This window comes from Flaviramulus sp. BrNp1-15 (assembly GCF_022259695.1).
Classification (GTDB): Bacteria; Bacteroidota; Bacteroidia; order Flavobacteriales; family Flavobacteriaceae; genus BrNp1-15.
The window spans coordinates 1,085,521-1,106,812 of sequence record NZ_CP092099.1; the positions used below are offsets into that span (position 1 = coordinate 1,085,521).

The 21,292-nt window shown below is 31.0% G+C and carries 15 protein-coding genes and 1 tRNA gene; 5 read left to right on the plus strand and 11 right to left on the minus strand.

Annotation, left to right across the window (positions count from 1 at the left end; translation table 11 throughout):
* Nucleotides 1–233: 233 nt before the first annotated feature.
* Nucleotides 234–2,948: a pitrilysin family protein gene (locus tag MBM09_RS04910; protein ID WP_238675733.1), complete on the plus strand. Its 2,715-nt coding sequence runs from the start codon at nt 234–236 to the stop codon at nt 2,946–2,948.
* A 52-nt stretch (nt 2,949–3,000) separates the two neighbouring features.
* Here the strand turns inward: MBM09_RS04910 and scpA are convergent, their stop codons facing one another.
* The 8 genes from scpA to MBM09_RS04950 form a co-directional block, all read right to left on the minus strand.
* The gene (gene scpA, locus MBM09_RS04915) at nt 3,001–5,121 is read right to left on the minus strand and encodes a methylmalonyl-CoA mutase (protein WP_238676314.1); all 2,121 of its coding nucleotides are present in this window, start codon (nt 5,119–5,121) and stop codon (nt 3,001–3,003) included.
* 8 nt (nt 5,122–5,129) lie between these two features.
* Entirely contained in the window at nt 5,130–5,801 is a 672-nt protein-coding gene (locus MBM09_RS04920) for a hypothetical protein (RefSeq protein ID WP_238675734.1), read from the minus strand.
* Nucleotides 5,791–7,143, minus strand: coding sequence for a methylmalonyl-CoA mutase subunit beta (locus MBM09_RS04925; protein ID WP_238675735.1), 1,353 nt, complete (start codon nt 7,141–7,143; stop codon nt 5,791–5,793). The genes MBM09_RS04920 and MBM09_RS04925 overlap by 11 nt, the downstream gene beginning before the upstream one ends.
* A gap of 1 nt (nt 7,144) precedes the next feature.
* Nucleotides 7,145–7,459, minus strand: a complete 315-nt coding sequence (locus MBM09_RS04930) for a septum formation initiator family protein (RefSeq protein ID WP_238676315.1) — start codon at nt 7,457–7,459, stop codon at nt 7,145–7,147.
* A 1-nt stretch (nt 7,460) separates the two neighbouring features.
* Entirely contained in the window at nt 7,461–8,066 is a 606-nt protein-coding gene (gene udk / locus MBM09_RS04935) for a uridine kinase (protein WP_238675736.1), read from the minus strand.
* A 67-nt stretch (nt 8,067–8,133) separates the two neighbouring features.
* Nucleotides 8,134–8,547, minus strand: a complete 414-nt coding sequence (locus MBM09_RS04940) for a cytochrome c (protein ID WP_238675737.1) — start codon at nt 8,545–8,547, stop codon at nt 8,134–8,136.
* Nucleotides 8,548–8,553: 6 nt separating this feature from the next.
* Nucleotides 8,554–9,678, minus strand: a complete 1,125-nt coding sequence (locus MBM09_RS04945; RefSeq protein ID WP_238675738.1) for a PQQ-dependent sugar dehydrogenase — start codon at nt 9,676–9,678, stop codon at nt 8,554–8,556.
* Between the two features lie 18 nt (nt 9,679–9,696).
* On the minus strand, nt 9,697–12,003 hold the full coding sequence (locus MBM09_RS04950) for a TonB-dependent receptor domain-containing protein (protein ID WP_238675739.1): 2,307 nt from the start codon (nt 12,001–12,003) through the stop codon (nt 9,697–9,699).
* A 123-nt stretch (nt 12,004–12,126) separates the two neighbouring features.
* On the opposite strand from MBM09_RS04950, the gene MBM09_RS04955 reads away from it, so the two are divergent.
* A tRNA-Pro gene (locus tag MBM09_RS04955) sits at nt 12,127–12,201 on the plus strand.
* 109 nt (nt 12,202–12,310) lie between these two features.
* On the opposite strand, the gene MBM09_RS04960 is transcribed toward MBM09_RS04955, so the two are convergent.
* Both MBM09_RS04960 and MBM09_RS04965 read right to left on the minus strand, forming a co-directional pair.
* Complete coding sequence (locus tag MBM09_RS04960) at nt 12,311–12,793, minus strand: glycosyltransferase (protein WP_238675740.1); 483 nt, start codon at nt 12,791–12,793, stop codon at nt 12,311–12,313.
* A gap of 30 nt (nt 12,794–12,823) precedes the next feature.
* The gene (locus MBM09_RS04965; protein ID WP_238675741.1) at nt 12,824–14,005 is read right to left on the minus strand and encodes a response regulator; all 1,182 of its coding nucleotides are present in this window, start codon (nt 14,003–14,005) and stop codon (nt 12,824–12,826) included.
* 181 nt (nt 14,006–14,186) lie between these two features.
* Between MBM09_RS04965 and MBM09_RS04970 the strand changes: the two genes are divergently transcribed.
* Genes MBM09_RS04970 through MBM09_RS04980 form a run of 3 tightly spaced genes read left to right on the plus strand, consistent with a single transcriptional unit; the run spans nt 14,187 to nt 20,004 of the window.
* On the plus strand, nt 14,187–17,276 hold the full coding sequence (locus MBM09_RS04970) for a hypothetical protein (RefSeq protein WP_238675742.1): 3,090 nt from the start codon (nt 14,187–14,189) through the stop codon (nt 17,274–17,276).
* The gene (locus MBM09_RS04975; RefSeq protein ID WP_238675743.1) at nt 17,276–18,493 is read left to right on the plus strand and encodes a hypothetical protein; all 1,218 of its coding nucleotides are present in this window, start codon (nt 17,276–17,278) and stop codon (nt 18,491–18,493) included. The genes MBM09_RS04970 and MBM09_RS04975 overlap by 1 nt, the downstream gene beginning before the upstream one ends.
* On the plus strand, nt 18,487–20,004 hold the full coding sequence (locus MBM09_RS04980) for a glycoside hydrolase family 2 TIM barrel-domain containing protein (RefSeq protein WP_238675744.1): 1,518 nt from the start codon (nt 18,487–18,489) through the stop codon (nt 20,002–20,004). Before MBM09_RS04975 ends, MBM09_RS04980 begins: the two co-directional genes overlap by 7 nt.
* Here MBM09_RS04980 and MBM09_RS04985 read toward each other — a convergent pair.
* The gene (locus MBM09_RS04985; protein ID WP_238675745.1) at nt 19,991–21,214 is read right to left on the minus strand and encodes a glycosyltransferase; all 1,224 of its coding nucleotides are present in this window, start codon (nt 21,212–21,214) and stop codon (nt 19,991–19,993) included. The genes MBM09_RS04980 and MBM09_RS04985 overlap by 14 nt on opposite strands.
* Nucleotides 21,215–21,292 lie beyond the last annotated feature (78 nt).

Below are 21,292 nucleotides of genomic sequence, written 5' to 3' on the forward strand. Positions count from 1 at the left end.
ATAATTAGCCATTAAGTAGTTTGGTTTTATTAAGTGTATAAATATAATTATTTATAAAGAATAAAAAAGGAGCTTGTAAATACTGAATAAAAATTAACTAAAGTGAAAATGTTTACCAATTTTGTAGTTAAATTAACATAAATTTTATTTAAAAAATTTATATTTACTAAAAACTATAAATTTTACTTATGAAAAACATCAATCAGATCTTCTCGATTTTCATTTTGTTGGTAATGACATCATTTCTAACAGAAGCCCAAGTTAAACAAACGGCAAACGTTGAAGGCATTACAGAGTATATGCTGGATAACGGCTTGAAAGTGTTATTGTTTCCAGATAATTCATCACAAACCATAACCGTAAATATAACTTATAAAGTTGGTTCAAGACACGAGGGTTATGGAGAAAAAGGAATGGCACATTTATTAGAGCACTTAGTGTTTAAAGGAACACCAAACCATCCAGACATTCCTAAAGAATTAACCGAGCGTGGGGCAAGACCAAACGGAACTACTTATTATGACCGTACAAACTACTTTGAAACGTTTAATGCAACAGATGAAAATTTAGAATGGGCATTAGATTTAGAGGCAGATAGAATGGTAAACTCCTATATTGCTAAAAAAGATTTAGAGTCAGAGTTTTCTGTTGTTAGAAACGAGTTTGAAAGTGGTGAGAATTCACCATCAAATGTATTGCGTTTAAAGGTTATTAATACGGCTTACCTTTGGCATAATTATGGGCAAGCAACAATTGGAAATCGTTCTGATATAGAAAGAGTTCCTATTGAAAATTTGAAAGCGTTTTACAAAAAATATTACAGACCAGATAATGCTGTTTTAATGGTTACAGGAAAATTTGATGCTGATAAGACATTAGAACTTATTGATAAGAAATTTTCTGGAATTAAAAATCCAGATAAACCTTTGCGAGATGTTCCAACTATAGAACCTGCCCAAGATGGTGAAAAACGTGTTACTCTAAGTCGAGTAGGAGATTTACAAATATTATCTACTTTATATCATACACCTGCAGGTTCTCACGAAGATTATGCTGCAATATCTATTGCTGAGGAAATTTTAACTGATAACCCTTCAGGAAGGTTATATAAAGCTTTAGTTGATGGAAAAAAGGCTGCAAGTATGTATTCTTACATTCCTTTTACAAAAGAACCCTCGTTTATGTATATTAATGTAAATGTGCCTTCTGATAAATCACTTTCCGAGGCTGAAACTACTATGTTAGCGTTATTGGATGATTTAAAAAATAATCCAGTAACTCAAGAGGAAGTTGATAGAGCAAAATCTAATCTATTAAAACAATACGATCAAATAAGTAGAAATTCAGCCTATTTAGGAACTTATATGAGTGAGTTTATAGGTGCTGGAGATTGGAGATTGTCATTTATTCATAGAGACCGTGTAGAAAATATGACTGTTGAAAAAGTGAATGAGGCTATTCAACGTTATTTAATTAATACAAACAGAACAGTTGGAAACTTCGTTCCAGCAGAAAAGCCTATTCGTGTTGAAATTGAACACACAGAAGGGTTGGATGAATTGGTTACATCATATAAAGGAAAAGAAGGATTGGATGCGGGTGAAGCGTTTGATGTTTCTTATGAAAACATTCAGAACCGATTGGATTCTGGTGAGCTTCAAAAAACACCAATAGAATATGGTTTCATAAAAAAAGATAATCGAGGAAAAACAGTTACGCTTTCTTTTACTTTTAGAAATGGAAATGTTAATGACTTTATGAACAAAGGTCGTTTAGCAAGTTATACATCAAGCATGTTAAATAAAGGTACTAAGAATAATTCAAGACAAGACATTGAAGATAAGCTAAGTGCTATAAAATCTTCTATTCGTTTTTCTGGTTCTAATGGAAGAGTAAGTGCTAGTATAAATACTACAGAGGAGCATCTTATGGAGTCATTAGCATTAATGACAGATATGCTTAAAAATCCTAAGTTTGATAATGAAGAATTAGAAAAGCTTAAAACTCAGGATTTAGCAAGTATTGAACAAAACAAAACAGAACCTCAGTTTTTAGCGAGTAAAGAACTAGGATTGTTGAATCAGAAGTATGAAAAAGGACATCCTTTACATGCAACAACTATTGAAGAGGATATCGAAGAAATTAATACTGTTACGATTGATGCTATCCAAGAGTATTACAATGAGTTTTATGGAATTTCAGATAATGCCACGTTAATAGCTATAGGTAATATTGATGAACAAAAGTTAAAAGATTATTTTGAAACCGAGTTTGCCGATTTTAAATCAGATAAGCCATATCAGCCAATTGCTGATAAATATGCACTTAATAATGCAGCGAATAAAAAGATTAAAACACCAGACAAAAAAAATGCTATTAGTATAGGTGTTATGTCTTTTGAAGGTAGCCAAGTAGAAGATGATTATGCAGCGCTTGAAGTAGCAAGTTCAATTTTTGGTGGTGGTGTTTTAAGTTCCAGAATTACCACACGTTTAAGACAAAAAGATGGTGTAAGTTATGGCGCAGGTGGACGAGTAAGAGTAGATTCTAATCCTGATGATAAAAATTCTTCAATTTTAGTGTATGCTATTTATGCTCCAGAAAATGCATCAAAAGTTCAAAAAGGATTCAGTGAAGAAATAGAACGATTTATAAAAGAAGGTATTACTGAAGATGAACTTAAAGTAGCTGTAAATAGTTGGGTGCAAGGTGAAAATGTATCTAGAGCAAAAGACAATGAACTTTCAAGTCTAATTAATAATAATTTATATTATGATAGAGACATGATGTTTCATAAAAATATTGAGGATAAAGTAACCAGTTTAACTGTTGAAGATGTAAATAAAGTCATTAAAAAGTATTTTAAAACATTTGATAATTGGACAGTTATTAATGCTGGTGATTTTGTAGAATATGAGATAAACAACGAAGATAAAAAAGTTGATTAGTTTTAATTACTTTTCAGAAAAAAGCCAATTCAAATGAATTGGCTTTTTTTATTTAATCAATTATAATCTCCAAAATCTTAATAGCGGCATCGCTAATTTTTGTTCCTGGTCCAAAAACAGCAATGGCGCCAGCATCAAATAAATATTGATAATCTTGTTTTGGTATTACACCACCAACTATAACCATAATATCATCACGACCATAAGCTTTTAAAGCTTCAATAACTTGTGGTACTAAAGTTTTATGGCCTGCAGCAAGGGATGAAACACCAAGTATGTGTACGTCGTTTTCAACAGCTTGTTTGGCAGCTTCTTGTGGTGTTTGAAATAAGGGGCCAATATCTACATCAAAACCAACATCTGCATAACCAGTTGCTACCACTTTTGCACCACGGTCATGACCATCTTGTCCCATTTTGGCAATCATAATACGTGGACGTCTTCCGTCTTGTTCTGCAAACTTATCAGCTAATTCTTTAGCTTTTTTAAAGGATTCGTCGTCTTTTATTTCCTTACTATACACGCCAGAAAATGATTTTATTTGTGCTTTATACCTTCCAAATTCTGCTTCAAGAGCGTCACTAATTTCACCTAAAGTAGCTCTTTCTCGTGCAGCATGAACAGCTAAAGCTAATAAATTTTCTTTTCCTGTACGCGCAGCTTTAGTTAATTTTAATAAAGCTAGTTTAACTTTTTCAGAATTCCTTTCAGATTTAATGCTATTTAATTGTTCTATTTGCTGGTTTCTAACGGTTTGATTATCTACTTCTAGAGTGGAAATAGGTTCTTCTTCATCTAATCTATATTTATTAACACCAACAATAATATCTTGACCAGAATCAATACGAGCTTGTTTTTTAGCTGCCGCTTCTTCAATTCTAATTTTAGGTATACCAGCTTCAATAGCTTTGGTCATACCTCCAAGTTCTTCAACTTCTTCAATTAAAGACCAAGCTTTTTGTGCAATGTCATGCGTTAATTTTTCTAAATAATAACTCCCAGCCCAAGGGTCAACCGTTTTGGTAATATGTGTTTCTTCTTGTAAAAATATTTGGGTGTTACGGGCTATTCTTGCAGAAAAATCTGTAGGTAATGCAATAGCTTCATCTAAAGCATTAGTGTGTAAGCTTTGTGTACCTCCAAATGCAGCAGCAGCAGCTTCTATAGTTGTTCTCGCTACATTATTAAAAGGATCTTGTTCCGTTAAACTCCAGCCGCTTGTTTGACAATGCGTACGAAGTGCCAAAGATTTTTCGTTTTTAGGATTAAATTGCTTTACTAATTTAGCCCAAAGCATACGTGCAGCTCGCATTTTAGCAATTTCCATGAAATAATTCATGCCTATTGCCCAGAAAAAGGAAAGGCGAGGAGCAAAGGTGTCAATATCCATTCCTGCTGCTAAGCCTTTTCTAATATATTCCAGACCATCTGCTAAGGTGTAAGCTAACTCAATATCACATGTAGCGCCAGCTTCCTGCATATGATAACCAGAAATACTTATGCTATTGAATTTTGGCATATGTTTACTAGTGTACTCAAAAATATCTGAAATGATTTTCATGGAAGGCGTTGGTGGGTAAATGTATGTGTTACGCACCATGAATTCCTTTAAAATATCATTTTGGATTGTGCCTGCAAGTTGTTCTGGTTTTACACCTTGTTCTTCTGCAGCTACAATATAAAATGCCATTATTGGTAAAACAGCACCATTCATTGTCATTGAAACAGACATTTTGTCTAATGGAATTTGGTCGAAAAGTATTTTCATATCTTCAACCGAATCTATTGCTACACCTGCTTTTCCAACATCTCCAACTACACGTTCATGGTCACTATCGTACCCACGATGCGTTGCCAAATCGAAGGCAACTGATAATCCTTTTTGTCCAGCAGCTAAATTACGCCTGTAAAAAGCATTACTTTCTTCTGCTGTTGAAAAACCAGCATATTGCCGAATAGTCCAAGGTCTACGAACATACATGGTACTGTATGGTCCACGAAGGTTTGGCGCTATTCCTGCAACAAAATTGAGATGTTCTAAATTTTCAACATCTTTTTTTGAGTATATGGATTTTACTTCGATGCCTTCGGCAGTTTGAAATTTTGAAACTTCAGACTCTAGACTTGGGACTTCGGATTTTAATTCAATATGTTGAAGATTTTTTCTCAAAATGAATTATTTTAATTCGTTTGGGCGCTTGTATCTGACTTTTGTGGAATTACATTAAAATCTAGTGGTTCAGGTTCATCAAAATTAACTTTAGATAAATCGATATCAAAAAGCTTAGAGTAATATAAATCTAATGCTATATAAGTTGCTAAATATTTATCATTTAAAGCTGTTCTGTATTTTGACATTAAAGGTGTTCCAAAAAGCTTAGGGCTTAAGCTATTTGTTGATATAAGCGCGTCAAAAGTAGTTTTAAGACTTTTGTCTTGCATATTATTAGAAATACATTTAATAATATTACTACTGTAGTTTAAATGACTTTTAGTGTTGTTGGCATCCCAAAGATCATCTTCATTCTTTAGTACTTCAAATACTTTTACAGTGTGTTCTGAAATAACATCTTCAAATTTCAATCGACCATAAATAGAGTTTCTTAATAATTGCGAGTATGCTTGAACTAAAGATGTATTTGGTTTTGCTTTCCCATAATAATTTAAAATATCATCTTCAAAAGAGTACAAAGCTTCTTGATACAACTTTGAGTTTAACCCGTTGCAAGCCAATACTTCAGGTTTGTCATTATACTTGTAGTCTGAAAATGTGTTTTCTTTTTTACAACCGAGAAAAGTGAATGCTAATAAAAAAGTAATTAAGGTAATTTTTAAGTTCATTTTAATTTTCATTTTTTAATCGTTTTTGTTCTAAATGTTCTGCTAGTCGTTTTTCTATAATAGGTTCTATTAATGTTTTTCGTTGATTTGTTTTTATAAAAGGATAAATTTCTAATTCATCTTTCATTTTATCATTAGGGTTTGGGTGTTTATTGGTTCCTAATAAAACTTCTTCACCAGAATCGAATTGTAATTGTTCTTTGGATGCACTTTCTTTAATTTTTCTTTGAATGGTGCCTTCCTTTAATTGTTTTAAAAAGCCACCGTTTGCCTCAATATTTTTAAATAAATCTAAAGCTTTTTCTGCAAGTTGAGTTGTTAAGCTTTCAATGTAATATGAACCGTCAGAAGGATTATTTACTTTATTAAAGTAACTCTCTTGTTTTAAAATTAATAATTGATTTCTCGCAATACGTTCTCCAAATTCATTGTCTTTGTGATAAATAGAGTCATAAGATAAATTACTTATTGTATTAACACCGCCTAGTATAGCACTCATACATTCTGTTGTGGTGCGTAACAAGTTAGTATTGTAGTCGTAAAGGGTTTTATTGCGTCTAGTTGGAGTAGCAATTATATGACAATCTGAGTTGATGTTATATTCTGATGCTAAAGTTTTCCAAAGCGCTCTTAAAGCTCTCAGTTTTGCTATTTCAAAAAAGTAGTTTGTACCAACCGAAAGATTAAAAGTAACTTGAAGCGACTCATTATTTAAATGATTTAAATATTCATTTGCATGAGCTAAAGCATACGCTAATTGCTGAACCATTGTTGCACCAGCGTTTTGGTATAACGACGCATTTACACTAAATACTGAGGTTGTTTTTACAATAGCTTCAAAGTGTTTATGGTCTTTATTTAGGTTGTAAAACCAGTTTCCTGTTTTTACTAAGTTTCCTAAAATATCTGTTTGAATATTTATTTTCGCTTTCGCGGAAAAAGAAATCAGTTTTTTAACAAACTCTTCTGATAAAAACTGCAATTCAAAATAAAGTGGAGTAGAAGATAGGTTAATGTTTTTCAATAAATCTTCAATTGAAACTTCTTCAGTTGGTATAATAAATTTTACACTCTCCGCACCTTTTTCAATAGCATTAATAGCTTTTAAATTTGATTTTTTTGAATTGGAAACAAAAATAGTCTGACAAATTTCCCATTGAGTGGCTTTAGTATTTGAAACATTAGGCAGTTTCTTAAAATCATCAGCATGATAAAATGGTTTAACTAAAATATCTTCGTTAGTTTTCCATACAAGGGTCTCATTGTAATCAGCTCCTTTTAAATCAAACTGAATTTTTTGTTTCCATTGTTTTGCTGAAACAGGACTAAACTCATCAAACAATTTATTAGCCATATTATTTAGTTTTTAAACTATCTTCATATTCTATAATATAAATTTCTTCATTATCACGCTTCATATAGTATTCTTCTCTTGCAAATTTTTCTAGACCTTCGTCTGTGCTTAATTTTTTTAAATCTTTATTGTCTTTTTCTATTTCTTTTCTGTAGTATTCTTTTTCGTTTTCTAAAGCTTCAATATCGGTATTTAGTTCATGATGAATAAGCCATGAGTTGGCATCAAAAAACAGCATCCAAACAACAAATACAACTAAAATAAGTACAAATATATTTTTAAAAGGTTTTAAATATTTAGTCTTAAAAAAAGCCATTTTATAGTTTATCATTAATAATGGTTTTTACAATATCAATAGCTACTGTATTGTAATGGTTGTTTGGTATTATAATATCTGCATACTCTTTCATAGGTTCTATAAATTGAGCATGCATAGGTTTTAATGTTGTTTTGTATCTGTTAAGCACCTCGTCTAAGTCTCTTCCACGTTCTGAAATATCTCTTTTTAAACGTCTAATCAAACGTTCATCACTATCGGCATGAACAAATATTTTTATATCAAACATATCTCGTAATTCTGGATTTGTAAGAATTAAGATACCTTCAACTATCATCACTTTACGTGGGTGCGTTAAGATGGTGTCTCCGGTTCTATTATGTTTAACGAAAGAATATACAGGTTGGTGTATAGGCTTTCCATTTTTTAGTTCTTTTAAATGTTCAACTAAAAGGTCGAAATCTATAGATCTGGGATGGTCAAAATTTATTTTTACACGTTCTTCGTAGTTTAAGTGCGTAGTATCTTTGTAATAAGAATCTTGAGAAATAATGCCAACTTCGCCTTCAGGTAGCTCATTTATAATTTGATTAACAACTGTAGTTTTTCCGCATCCTGTTCCGCCAGCAATTCCAATTATGAGCATGATTTGTTTGTTTAATTAACGTTTTGCAAAGTTAGTTAAATGTTAAATCATTTAAGAGGAAATGTGTCTATTTTTTGATATTTGACACTTCTTCTTCAGTAACTATTTTGTCATTTTTGTTACCCCAGCTATTTGAGATATAATTCATAACATCTGCTACTTCATCATCATACAAACCCAGAGGCGCCATATAACCATTATAGACTTTACCATTAACAACTATTTCACCTTCTTGCCCGTATTTAATGCCTTTAATACTTGCTTCACGATTTATTTTAAGATAATCGGATTTTGCAAGTGGTGGATATACATTTTCAACACCTTCACCGTTTGGTAAATGGCAGGTTATACAAAAATCTTCATATACTAACCTTCCTCTTTCTGTACTTTCTTTTAAAGGATTAGATTGACTATAAGCTTGAATATTTGAATTTAAAAAAACTAATAATGCTATGATAAGTTTAATAGCAATGAATTTCATGTGTTTTTATTTTTTAGGAACAATTTTAACGATACCTTTCTTTTCTATAGCAACATAAATGTATCCATCAGGACCTTGAATAACATTGCGAACACGACCTAAGCCTTCTAACAACTTTTCACGTTTAACAACTTTGTTATTTTTTAATTCTAATCGTTCTAAATATGCGAATTTTAAAGAACCAACCAAGATATTTCCTTCCCATTCTGGATATATATTTGATGTTACAAAAGCCATACCGCTTGGAGCAATTGAAGGCACCCAATAAAACAGAGGTTGCTCCATACCTTCCTTTTCTGTAATGTCTGTAAATGGCGTACCGCTGTAATTTATTCCATAAGAAATGACAGGCCACCCAAAGTTTTTGCCTTTTTCTACAATATTTATTTCATCACCACCTCTGGGACCATGTTCGTTAATCCAAATAGCTCCTGTTGAAGGATGAATTGCCATACCTTGAGGGTTTCTATGGCCGTAACTATAAATAGAAGTTTTAGCATTTTCAGTACCAACAAATGGATTGTCTGAAGGTGTGCTACCGTCATCATTTAGTCTGTAAATTTTCCCACCATCTCTCGTAATATCTTGAGGGTTAACATCGCGTTCACCTCGCTCACCTATAGAAAAATATAAGTAGCCATCATTATCAAATTCTATGCGAGAGCCAAAATGTTGGCCTCTCCTTGTATTTGGGCTAGCTTTATAGAGTAATTGTTTTTCAACTAAAGTGTTGCCATCTAGTTTAGCTCTCATTAAAGCGGTATTTCCACCGTCTCCTTCACCTTCAGTTGAACTATAAGTCATGTAAATCCATCCATTATTTTCATAATCAGGATGAATTTCTATATCTAAAAAGCCACCTTGCCCACGAAAATATACTTCTGGGGCACCTTCAATAAATGTTTTTTTACCATTTTTAAAATGAATTAATTCTCCTGTTTGTTCTGTAATGAGTAAACTTTCATCAGGTAAAAAAACCATACCCCAAGGAATGTTTAAATCTGGAACAACTATTTCTGATGTGTAATTGATTTTTTCAGGATTTTCAGCTTTTACCTCAGAATCTGTTTGTTGTGCACAAGCACTTATTGTGATAAGAATTACAGTAAGTAAGGAATAAAATAGTTTCATTTTATTAGGCATATAGGGTTAAAAATTATAATTCAAATTAACACCAGTAAAGTAATTTACTGGATTTCCTGGATAATAATATCTAGGTGCATTACCTCCAAAGCCTGATGCATTTATCAAGATTTGTGATGCGTAATGCTTATCAAAGATATTGTTTACACCTATAAATGTGTTTAATTTTAGCTTTTTATTAAGATTTAACTGATAACCTATTTTAAAATTTGTTAAACTGTATCTGTCTGAATACAAGTTGTTACTGTCGGTAATTGGCATTTTTCCAACATACAGGAAGTTAATGTTACCATAAATACCAAAAGTGGAATTAAAATCTACACCAGTATTAAAAATATCTGAGGGAACACCAGTTAAATCATTTCCAGAATAATCATTGCTATCATCAACAAAATCTTTAAAAGTAAAATTATTAAGCGTATAATTTATAAATGAACTTATGGAAATATTTTCATTGTTTAGCCAATTATAATTCAAAGCTAATTCTAAACCATCATGTTGTGTTCTACCAGCGTTAATGCCAATAAATTGATCTTCAGTTGTTCTTCGGGCTACTAAAAGGTTTTTTATATCAAGTCTATAAAGCGATATATTATATTGCAAACGGTTATTAGTAGTTGAACCTCTCGCACCAATTTCAAAATTCCAACCGGTTTCTGGTTTTAAACTGTTGTTTATTTGTCCGTCTGGTAGTAAAGTTTCTTCAAGAGATAACGGAGAAAAGCCATGACTTATACTAGAAAAAACACTGAAATTTTCCGAAAATAAATGCGAAACACCAAGTTTAGGAGATATTATGTTTTTAAATTTAAATTCACCTGATTGGTCTGGATTTTCGGTTGAAGCAGGAAATCTGTCATTTAAAACATAAGACGTTTCATTTAAGTTTAAGCCAATAGATAATGTTGTTTTTTTAGAAATCTCGTAATTACCTTCAGCAAATACGTTGTAGTATTTTCTATCTTCTTTAAAATCTGATAATTTATCACCTTCAACACTTCCGGTTCCAGCAGGGAAATCTTGATACAAATTATCAAATGTTGCATATTTATAATTGTCTTTAAATAATTCACCACCCACTGTCCAGTTCAGGTTGTTGTCAAATATTTTTGAATTTCCTAATAAGCGAGTTCTAATACCAATAGCAAAAGTTTTTTCTTTTAAAATATTAAATGGTCTGGGTTCGTAAGCATTTCTAAATGATGTAAAAACACTAGTAGATTGATTTAAAGTACTATTATATTCATGATTCCAAGATACTCCTAAAATACCTCGTTTAGAATCTTCAAAACCTTTGGCTTGTCTCCAGGTAAAAGCTGCAGATTCTGGATTTTCATTAAAAGCTGTTTCGTTTATTGAGCTGGGTATGAATGCTTTTAGATTAACAAAGCTACCCAAAAACGATAACTCATCTTTTTTACTTAAAAAATGATTAGATGTTAAAGTAAATGTTTGTCTGTCGTAGCTGTTATTGTCTCGGTAGCCATCACTGTGTGTATTACTATAAACAGCTCTAAAGCTATTTTTTAATGAACCATGATTTACATTCACAATGCCTTTAACAAGTCCAAAAGAACCTATAGAAAATTCACCATTGATGTTGGAGTTGTTTAAATATGAATTTTGAGGTGTTAAGTGAATTGTGCCACCTAAACCAGCGCCGTAAATACTTGATGCAGCACCTTTAATTATTTCAAAACGTGATATTGAAGCGAGTTCGAAATCTTCAATAGTAGTAGCTCCACTACCATTTGTTAATGGAATATCTTTAAAATAAGCTCTAATTTTTGAAGTGCCAAAAAGATTTCTGGAACCAACACCTCTAATTGTAATTCTATTTGTATTTAGTGCGCCATTTTGCATAAAAATACCGGGAGTTCTATTTAGAATAGGAGCAAAATCTATATTGTTTGAACGTTGAATATCTTCGGAAGAAATAATATTGATAGACGCCGTGGATTTTTTTAATTGTTTTGGAATATGGTTTGCATTTATAACAATTTCATTTAATTCTGAAGGATTAATATTCAATTGAATAATGTAAAATTGATTTTCTTCGAGCTTTAAACTTTTTTCAATATAGCCTTCTTTTTTAAATGTATAAGTACCAGCTTTATTTATCTCGAAAGTTCCATCTGGATTCGAGGTGTAATATGTTTCATTATTTTCAATATTTATTATTTTGGTAAACCCTAAGGCAGTGTTGTTTTCTCCATCTACAATTTTTCCTTTAATCATAGATTGACCATAAATGTTTAAGTTGAAAATGCAAATAAGTAATAAAAAAGGAAGTTCTTTCTTGATAAAAGGCATGTTTAGTTTTTTAAATTTCAAGATGCTAAATTATCACTTTTTAATAAGAAATATTTTTTTGGAATTGTAATTGAGAAATGAATAAAAAAACTATATTTGCATCCCGTTACAGATAACCAAAATCGGGGTGTAGCGTAGCCCGGTTATCGCGCCGCGTTTGGGACGCGGAGGTCGCAGGTTCGAATCCTGCCACCCCGACTTTAAATTAAAAAAGCCTGAAAATTATAATTTTCAGGCTTTTTTAATACTGAATCTTAAAGCAATTGTGTGTGATAGCATGCGCAAACTATAATGAAGTTCAAAAAAATTAATTTTGAAAAGACCTATTTTGTTCTGTTTCAATTAATTTTTCAAAATATTCAACTATAGAGAATATGTTTTTAAATATAGCTCTTTGAAATTGTTTGTTTTTAAGTGTTTTAGTATTGTGTTTAACCATTGATTCTTTGTTTTCTTCAACAACTCTAATAAGCTCTTTAAATTTATTGAAATTAACAGACGGGTTCCAGCTTAAATACCCTATAAGTTTTAAATCATTTTGATTAAACAAATATCTGGCACCTGCTTTTATAGCTGAATCCTTGCCTTTGTTTTTTTTAATATCAACAATATTTATAGTTGTTTCACATTTATCTTTTATGGCATGTAGTCTCTCAAGAGTATCGTCTTTACTACCATTATTAACAAGACATAAATGAGTGTTATTTTTTATATTAAATAAGTTATTAAATAAATTACTGTCAATATCATTTTCATTATCATGGAATATAATTATAATTCCTATTTTCATTATGAATATTCTTTTTTAGTTTTAAATAATTTATGCTGTTTCTAGTTTGTTTTCGGTAACAGAGTTAGCACTTTTTTTACCTCTGTAAACCCATGCTATTTGTCCTAATTGCATTACTATTTTAATTGAATCTTTCATAGATAGTTTAGAACCATCTGCATGAATCCATCTTTTTAATGGTTGTTCACAAAGTATTTTTTTAGCTTGTTTTAACCCAAAATGTTGTGTCATTCTTTTAAATATTTCTACATCAAAAATCCACTGAGTTACAAACTTTTTACCAAAAGCAATTTGAATTACATCTTTACTAAAGATTTTTGCTCCACATTGAGTGTCTTTAAAATCCATTTTTAAAATCTTTCTAATGATATAATTGATGGTTAAACTAATAATTTTACGAGCAGATTCTTTAGTTATATTCGCTCCCATTCTAGCAATTCTTGAACCACTTACAATTTTAAAATCTGAATTTTCAATAGTTTTTACTAAGTCATCAAAGTCTGCTAAATCTGTAGATAAATCAGCATCTAAAAACCCTATATAATCTAAGTCTTCTTTTTTAGCCATGTGCAACATGCCTAAACGAACAGCTTCTGCCTTTCCTCCATTTTTTTCACAATCGTAAACCGTAATGAAGTCTTCTCTACCTTTTCTTAAATTATGAAGCACTTCTAAGGTTTTGTCTTTACTTCCATCATTTACAAAACACAAGTGGTAACCAGAATTTTTATCTATGTAATCTGTAAATTCTTTACTTAAAAGTCTTTCTTCTTCATTATAACAAGGAATAACAACACCAACACAACGCTGCTGAATCATTACTTCACTTTTAGTAGAACTTTTTTGTGTTTCTGGAGCACCAATTAATCGTTTTACACGCGCGCAGATTTCATTCATGCTTAATGGTTTTTTCATATAGTCATTAATACCTAATTCAAAACCTTCTGTTATTATGTCATCTTTAGTGTTACCAGAAAGTACCATTATTGGTGTTAGAGAATTTTTAGTTACTCTAATGTATTTAACAACATCTAACCCTGAAACCCAAGGCATATTTATATCTACTATCACTAAATCTGGATTAAATGAATTGTATAATTCTAATCCTTTAGTTGAATCGGTTTCGATTTTAACTTCGTAACCTAATTCGGTTAACCTTTTTTGTAAAGGAAGTAAAACTAATTGTTGGTCATCTATTGCTAAAACTTTCATAAGTAAGTTGTTTTATTTGTTTTTGATGATTCAAAAGTACTATGGAAAGCCAGTGTAAAATTCTTATTTAGTTTAACCTATAGTTAAGTGTCGACGAATGGTAGATTGCTGTAGATAATTAAAAAATGAAGCACTGTTTAATTTATTTATCTTTACCACATTGTTTTAGCTTAGGCTTTAAATGAAGGAAACCTCAAATAAATACTTAATTTCTGCGCTCTTACTGGGTTTAGCATTTCATGGTAGCTCCATTTTTTTTACTTTGGAGACAACATACGATGCCCTAATACATTTGTTTTTTGCAGATCATTATGCAAATAGTTGGTTTGAGCCCTGGAACTACGAATGGTACACTGGTTTTACAGTACAAAGTTATCCGCCTTTAGTACATCAATCTATTGGGTTACTCTCAATGATTGGAGGGTTGAAATTTGGAATGTTTAGTGTTGCTCTAATTGCAATTGTACTATTTATAACAGGTGTTTACAGGTTTTCTTTATTAATGACTTCCAATAAAACGGTTGCTGGTTATGCTTCGGTTTTAGCTGTTTTTTCATCGTCGTTTGTAGAAACCCTTCACATATTTGGCCAATTACCAAGTATTGTTGGTGTTTCAGTTTTAATGCATGCTTTACCAGAAATTTACTTATGGTTAAAAACGGGTAAGAAATGGTATTTAGCAACGTGTTTATCTCTTATTTCTGTTACAGTAACATCTCACCACGTAACACCAATTTTTGGAATGGTATTTTTTATTTTTCCTTTAATAGGTATGGTATTAATGGATGTTTCTAGAGAGCAAGTAAGCTCGATGAAAGAAGTGACTTTTAAACTTTTTTTAAATAGCTTTTTTAAGCTCTTTAAACGTATTATAAGCTTCGGCATGTTATCGTTAGTGTTAATTGTTGGTTGTATTTTTCCGTACTGGTTAAACTCTAAAGCTAACCCAATAACACAAGTTCCAATTCCACATGGTTCGCGAGATAATTTTTTAGAAATTACATCATCTGGTTTGGTGTTCTTTTTAATCCCTTGGGGTATTTTACTTGTATTATTACCTTATATATTCTATAGATATTACAGTAAACGTTACTTGTTTTTTGGTTTATCAGTTACCATATGTACCATTTTAGGAACAGGAGGAACAACACCTGTTCCTTTAAAAATGTTAGGAGAAACAGCATTTAATATATTAACATTAGACCGTTTTACACTTTGGGCTTCTATCTTGTCTATACCTTTAATGGGTGAATTTGCATATCGTTTTGTACAAGGCGATTTAAAAGAACTCATTCAGTCTAAATTTGGTGCTATTTACCATCGTATTATTGGTGGAATATTAGCAGGGTTATTTGTATTTATGGTCATTTTTACAATGAGTTTAAACTACTTTAGACCATCGCAGCCACAAAAAATAAAGATGTTACCTATTGTGAATTTCTTAAATCAAGATGATCATGATAAATGGCGATTTTTAACCCTTGGCTTTGGCGACCAAATGGCTTGGTTAAGTGCGCAAACCAATGCAATGACTGTAGATGGTAATTATCATTCTGCAAGACGATTACCAGAATTAACTACGAGACCAATTGAGCGTTTAGAAAACTCAAAATTTAAAGGAGTAGCTGGTATTGGATCTTTACAACAGTTTTTAACAACACCAGAAAAATATAACCTTAAATACATTTTTTCTAACGATAAGTTTTACGACCCAATTCTCTATTTCTGTGGTTGGCAACGTTTAAGGCAATTAGAAAACGGTATTATGGTTTGGGAACGCCTTAATATACCTCCTGTATCATCTATTTTACCAAAAGAAGATGTTGCCAAATGGCTAAAAATTCATTGGGGAATTATGCCGTTTTTAACGGTTTTAATTGCTTTTATTTTAAACATACAAATGCTTTGGGTTAACATGTTAAAAACACGTATCAAGCCTGTTCCTGATTTTTTAAAATTTCCTATAGCGTATAACAAGTTCAATAGAAATGTATTAAGAATTACACATGTTTGGTCGCTAATTTTAGCTATTGTTGTGTTTTATGGAATCTATTTATTCTACTTAAAAAACGATTCGCAACGCAGTCCAGAAAATGCCATAATTGCATATTATGACGCTTTAGATTTTAAACAATTTGAAAAAGCACATAGTTTAATAGATCCAAGTAGTGATATCCCAATTGCTCAGTATATGTTAGAAATTTCAGTAACCGACGGACTATTGAGTAGTTATGCTAAAATGGATGCCATTGAAACCGAAATTACTAAACATAATGATAGCACGGTCTCTGCTAAAGTTATAACCAATTGGATAACACCTTTAGAGAAAATAGAGAAAGTAGATTATAAATCACTATCTAAAATTAAAGGGAAGTGGTATTTAAAAGCAGACGATTTAAATAATGATTTACCTCCAGACCAATTGTATTCAGATAATGCAACAAAATATTTTAATCAAGGAAGGCGACGTGTTACAACCGAACAAACGCATCATGAAGATATTTTAAAGCAACCTGTTTTAGAAGTCGTTTCAGCTAAATTAGTGCAATATGATGGTAGCTACGCTATTATTGGCGAAGTACAAAATATAGATAATGTTCCTGCAGATATTATTTTAAAAGGAACTCTATATAATGATGACAACAAACAGTTAGCTACATACAACGCAAAATATCATGTAAAGCATAAATTAATGCCTAAAGAATCCAGTAGTTTTCGTATAAATTTTGAAGGTATTGCTTGGTCTAAAACACAAGATTCTATTCCCGATACTTTTAACCCCGATGAATTTACGCCTGTTGAATTTGAAGAACAACCAACAAAGTTCAATTTACAGGTTGCAGGCAATGTATCTGGATCTGACTTATATAAAAATGTAGTACTTAGTGCTATTAATATTAAAGATAAAACTATAAACGGAAATCTTTTTAATAGTGGCATTCAGGAAATTACAATACCTCAAATTTTAATTACATATTATGATGATAGCCAAAATATGATTTGGGTAGACCATTTATTTGTAAAAGAAGGTGTGAGACAACAACGTAAACAAGATTTTGAATATCATATTTTGCAAGAAGGAAAAGTGAAAATCATTAATGAAAGTATGGAAAACATCTTTGTTAATGGTTTGCCAAACGAAGATATTTCTAATAAAATAGTGCCAAACAGAATAGATAATCATACCAATACACAATTACAAAAAATTGATCATACAGATTTTAGCTATATTAAAATTGAAATAAACACATATATAGGAAGTCCGAATTAATGAAACTTAAATATACATATCTATTCTTTTTAGGTTTGATTTTATTGTCATCTTTTACCATTATGAAAGAAGGTGAACGCGATGTTGATATTAAACTATTAACGGCACAAATAGATTATGAAGTTGGTAGCAGAGTAATTTTAAAATTTTCAACATCAGAAAATGTAAAACCTTTATTGTATTGTTCAAATAGTTATGGTTCAACTTTAGTGTCTCCAACTTTTGAAAGTAATACTTTAGAATATACAATCCCAAAAAACATTACCCATAAAATTGGTGTTGTTAACTGGAAACTACTTCAAGATGGCGTTTCACTTTCAGGAACATTTAATATCAATCCTAAAGCAGAAGTAGCAACTATCGAAACCTATATTGGACCACCAAGTATTGAAGCTGGAGGAACAGATTATACGATGTTAGTGGTTGTTCCAACCGATTCTTTAGACAATCCTGTACCAGTAAATACCTTAGTTAATGCGAAACATCAGTTTTTGTCGTTAGAAGAAAGTCATAACATTTTTACTAATAACTTAATTGCTTTTAAAAATATTTATTCAAAAAAAGAAAGTGGTAGAATGTTGGTGTCTTCAGAAAGTTTAGGAACCAATTCTAAGGAATTTACCATAAATATATCTTCTTCAATCCCAACAGATTTTAGTATTACAGCTAAGCGACCTCATGATTATGCAGATGGCAATCAAATAACAACATTTTCAACATCTATTATAAAAGACAAACAGAATAATGTAGTTAGTGATGGTACTTTTGTGATGTTTTTTATCAAAAACTCTAAGGGCAATATTTTAAAAACAACTGGCACAACCATTGATGGTATTGCAACTTCTAAGATAATTCACCCAGATTATGCTGATAATTGGGTCATTAAAGCTTTTGTTGATGGTATGGCAGAAAGTAATGATATAACTGTTAATTATCAGCAAGTAATTGAAGATTTTAATGTTGCGTTTTCTAATAATAATCGTGATATTTCTGTTGGTCCATTACAAAGTTTTATGCAACAAATGATTCCGGATGGTTTACAGGTAAAACTTCTAATTTATAAGAACAATAAACTTTTAGAAACTTACACCAAAACATCATATAATGGCTATGTGTATTTCAAATTAAAACCAGCTATTTTTGAAAATGATACTTATAATTTTCGCATTGAAACCGCAGGAATAGAAAAAGAATTTAACAATAAAAAACTATGGTAGCTCTTAATAAAAACATAATGCGTACCATTTTAATAGCCTCATATATTATGCTTATAGCCTTAATTGTTTCTGGTGTTAGCGCTATATTTAGTTACCTAAATACAGGTGCAGATAGAAGCACTATGTTACATACCGAAATTAAAAAAGTAGAACAATATTTACCTAAACTAAATTGGGAACCTTTACAAAATGAAGGCAGACCAATGGATAAGGAAAATTTAAATGCTTTACAAAACGATTATTTAGATGCTTGGTATGTAAAGCAAATTGCATACAAAACCAACAAAATTGCTGGAATTAAGGATTATTACACAGATAGTGCAAGAGAAAATTTATATGCTTTTATAGAGCTAAATAAAGCTGAAGATATATCCATTGAAGCTACTACATTAAAACACAATCCAACTCTAGAATTTTTTAGTGAGGATGGACAATTGGCTGTAATTACAGATCGAAATGTTGTAGAGTATAAACGCGTATTTAAAGCTAAAGAACTAGTTTTAGAAACTACCGAAATATCCAATTATAAAATGGTGTTTTTACTTGAAGATGGCTTTTGGCGCATTAGACATTTGGTTAAAGAAGATGCAGGAATTTACAATACAAAATCTAAAATAGTTTCAGTAGATAGTTTGGATATTAAAGGAATTAACTACTATCCACAAGCCAATCCATGGGATATGTTTGGTGATGCATTTTCAATAGATACCATCTCAAAAGATTTTAAAATTATAAAAAATGCTGGACTAAATTCGGTGCGACTTTTTGTGCAATATGAAGACTTTGGAAAAGCAGAAGTTAACCCTAAAAAAATTGAGAAATTAAAGCAAACTTTAGATTTAGCAGAAGAGCATAATTTAAAAGTAGTCTTAACGCTTTTTGATTTTTATGGCGATTATAATGTAATGAGTTGGACATTAAACCAACGTCACGCAGAAATTATCGTTAAAGCTGTAAAAAATCATAACGCTTTGTTGGCTTGGGATATAAAAAACGAACCTAATTTAGACTTTGATTCCAGAGGAAAAGACAATGTAATTGCATGGTTAGAGAATATGATTGATTTAGTAAAATCTATTGATGATTCTCATCCTGTAACCATTGGATGGTCTAACACGCAAAGTGCTTCTATTTTAAAAGATAAAGTAGACTTTGTGTCTTTTCATTATTATGAAGCTCTAGAAAAATTAGATGAAGCCATCAAATCCATGAAATCAGAAATTCCAAACAAACCTTTAGTACTTCAAGAATATGGATTATCATCTTATTCTGGATTTTGGAAACCTTTTGGAAGTTCTGAAGAAGATCAAGCTAATTACCATAAAAAAATCCAAGAGATAATTGCAAATAACGATTTGCAATTTATGTCTTGGACTTTATATGACTTTACTTATATACCAAAGGAAGTCGTAGGTAGACTTCCTTGGCGTAAAAACACTCAAAAACACTTTGGTTTTATTGATAAAAATGGGGCAAAAAAGGCGTCGTTTAAGTATATTACTCAACAGTAGTAGGTTCTATAACCATTGTTCTTTTAGTCTTGTTTTTAGACATTATTTTATTAAAACTTGTTAAATACATGTCTGTAATTTTTTGCATTGGGTAAGCTGTAGCAGCTCTATAATTTGCAACACCTAAAGCAATTCTATAATTATCGTTAATTACAATAGCTTCAATAGCATTGGCTAAACTATTTACAGAAGTTGGTTCGAAAAATTCTCCTTGGTAACCTTCATCATTTACTAATAAAGCTAAATCACCTAAATCTGGCATTACTACTGCTTTACCATAGCTTCCTGCTTGGTGTAACACTCCAGAACTTCCCGTAGTTGAGGTATATGGAAAAACAACTACAGCACTTTCTTTAAATAATGTTGGCACTTCATATTCTTCAACATATCCAGTAAATCTTACTTGCGGTACGTGTTTATAATCTTCTTGTACTTTTGCTAAATAACCAGGTACATTAGGGTTATCTGTTCCGGCAATTACAACTTCTAAATCTAATCCAGTAGTTTTTCGAACTTTTTCTACAGCTTCAATCATTATTTCCACTTTTTTGTAAGTTCCAAATTTTCCAAAAGTCATTATTTGTAACGGACCTTTTGGTAAGTTGTAATCTGGTTGCACTTCAGAAACTTCAAATGTTCCATGAGGAATTAAGGTTACATTTTTAGCCTTGTATTTCTTTTCTAAGATATCTACATATTTTTGCATGGTTAATGCAACTGTATCTGCCTGTAAAATTAGCTTTGTTAATGTGGTTCCAATAAAACCATAAATTTTTTGCATGATTTTATTTGATGTGAATCCAGCAGACCCTAAATCTACTTCTTCTAAAATATTGTGTAATAACACAATGTTTGGTATACGCTTTAGTTTGCAAACTAATGGCAACATTAATCCTAAAGCTGCTGCTATTTTTTTGTCACCAAATTTCATGAACTGTAGATTAAATAAAACAGCATCTGGCTTTTCTTGACTTATGGCTTTGGTTACATTTAAAATATTTGTGTAACTATTAAATGCCCAACATTCTCTTATAGTTATTTTACAACCTGCTTCATCAAATTCAATATCTTTTTCACCATCTGTTTTGTCAGTTAGCAAAACTATTTCTGTAATATCTTCTTTTTGTCTGAAGTGTTTTACTAGATGGTACGCATACTCGTTTAAAGTAACCTTACTTGGAGGATATGCTGTTACAATTGCTAATTTCATAATATATGTTTTTTTAAAGTGTTTTTTTAATTACAGTACAAATTTGCGTCATTAAAAGTTTGAAAATTGTCGTATTTA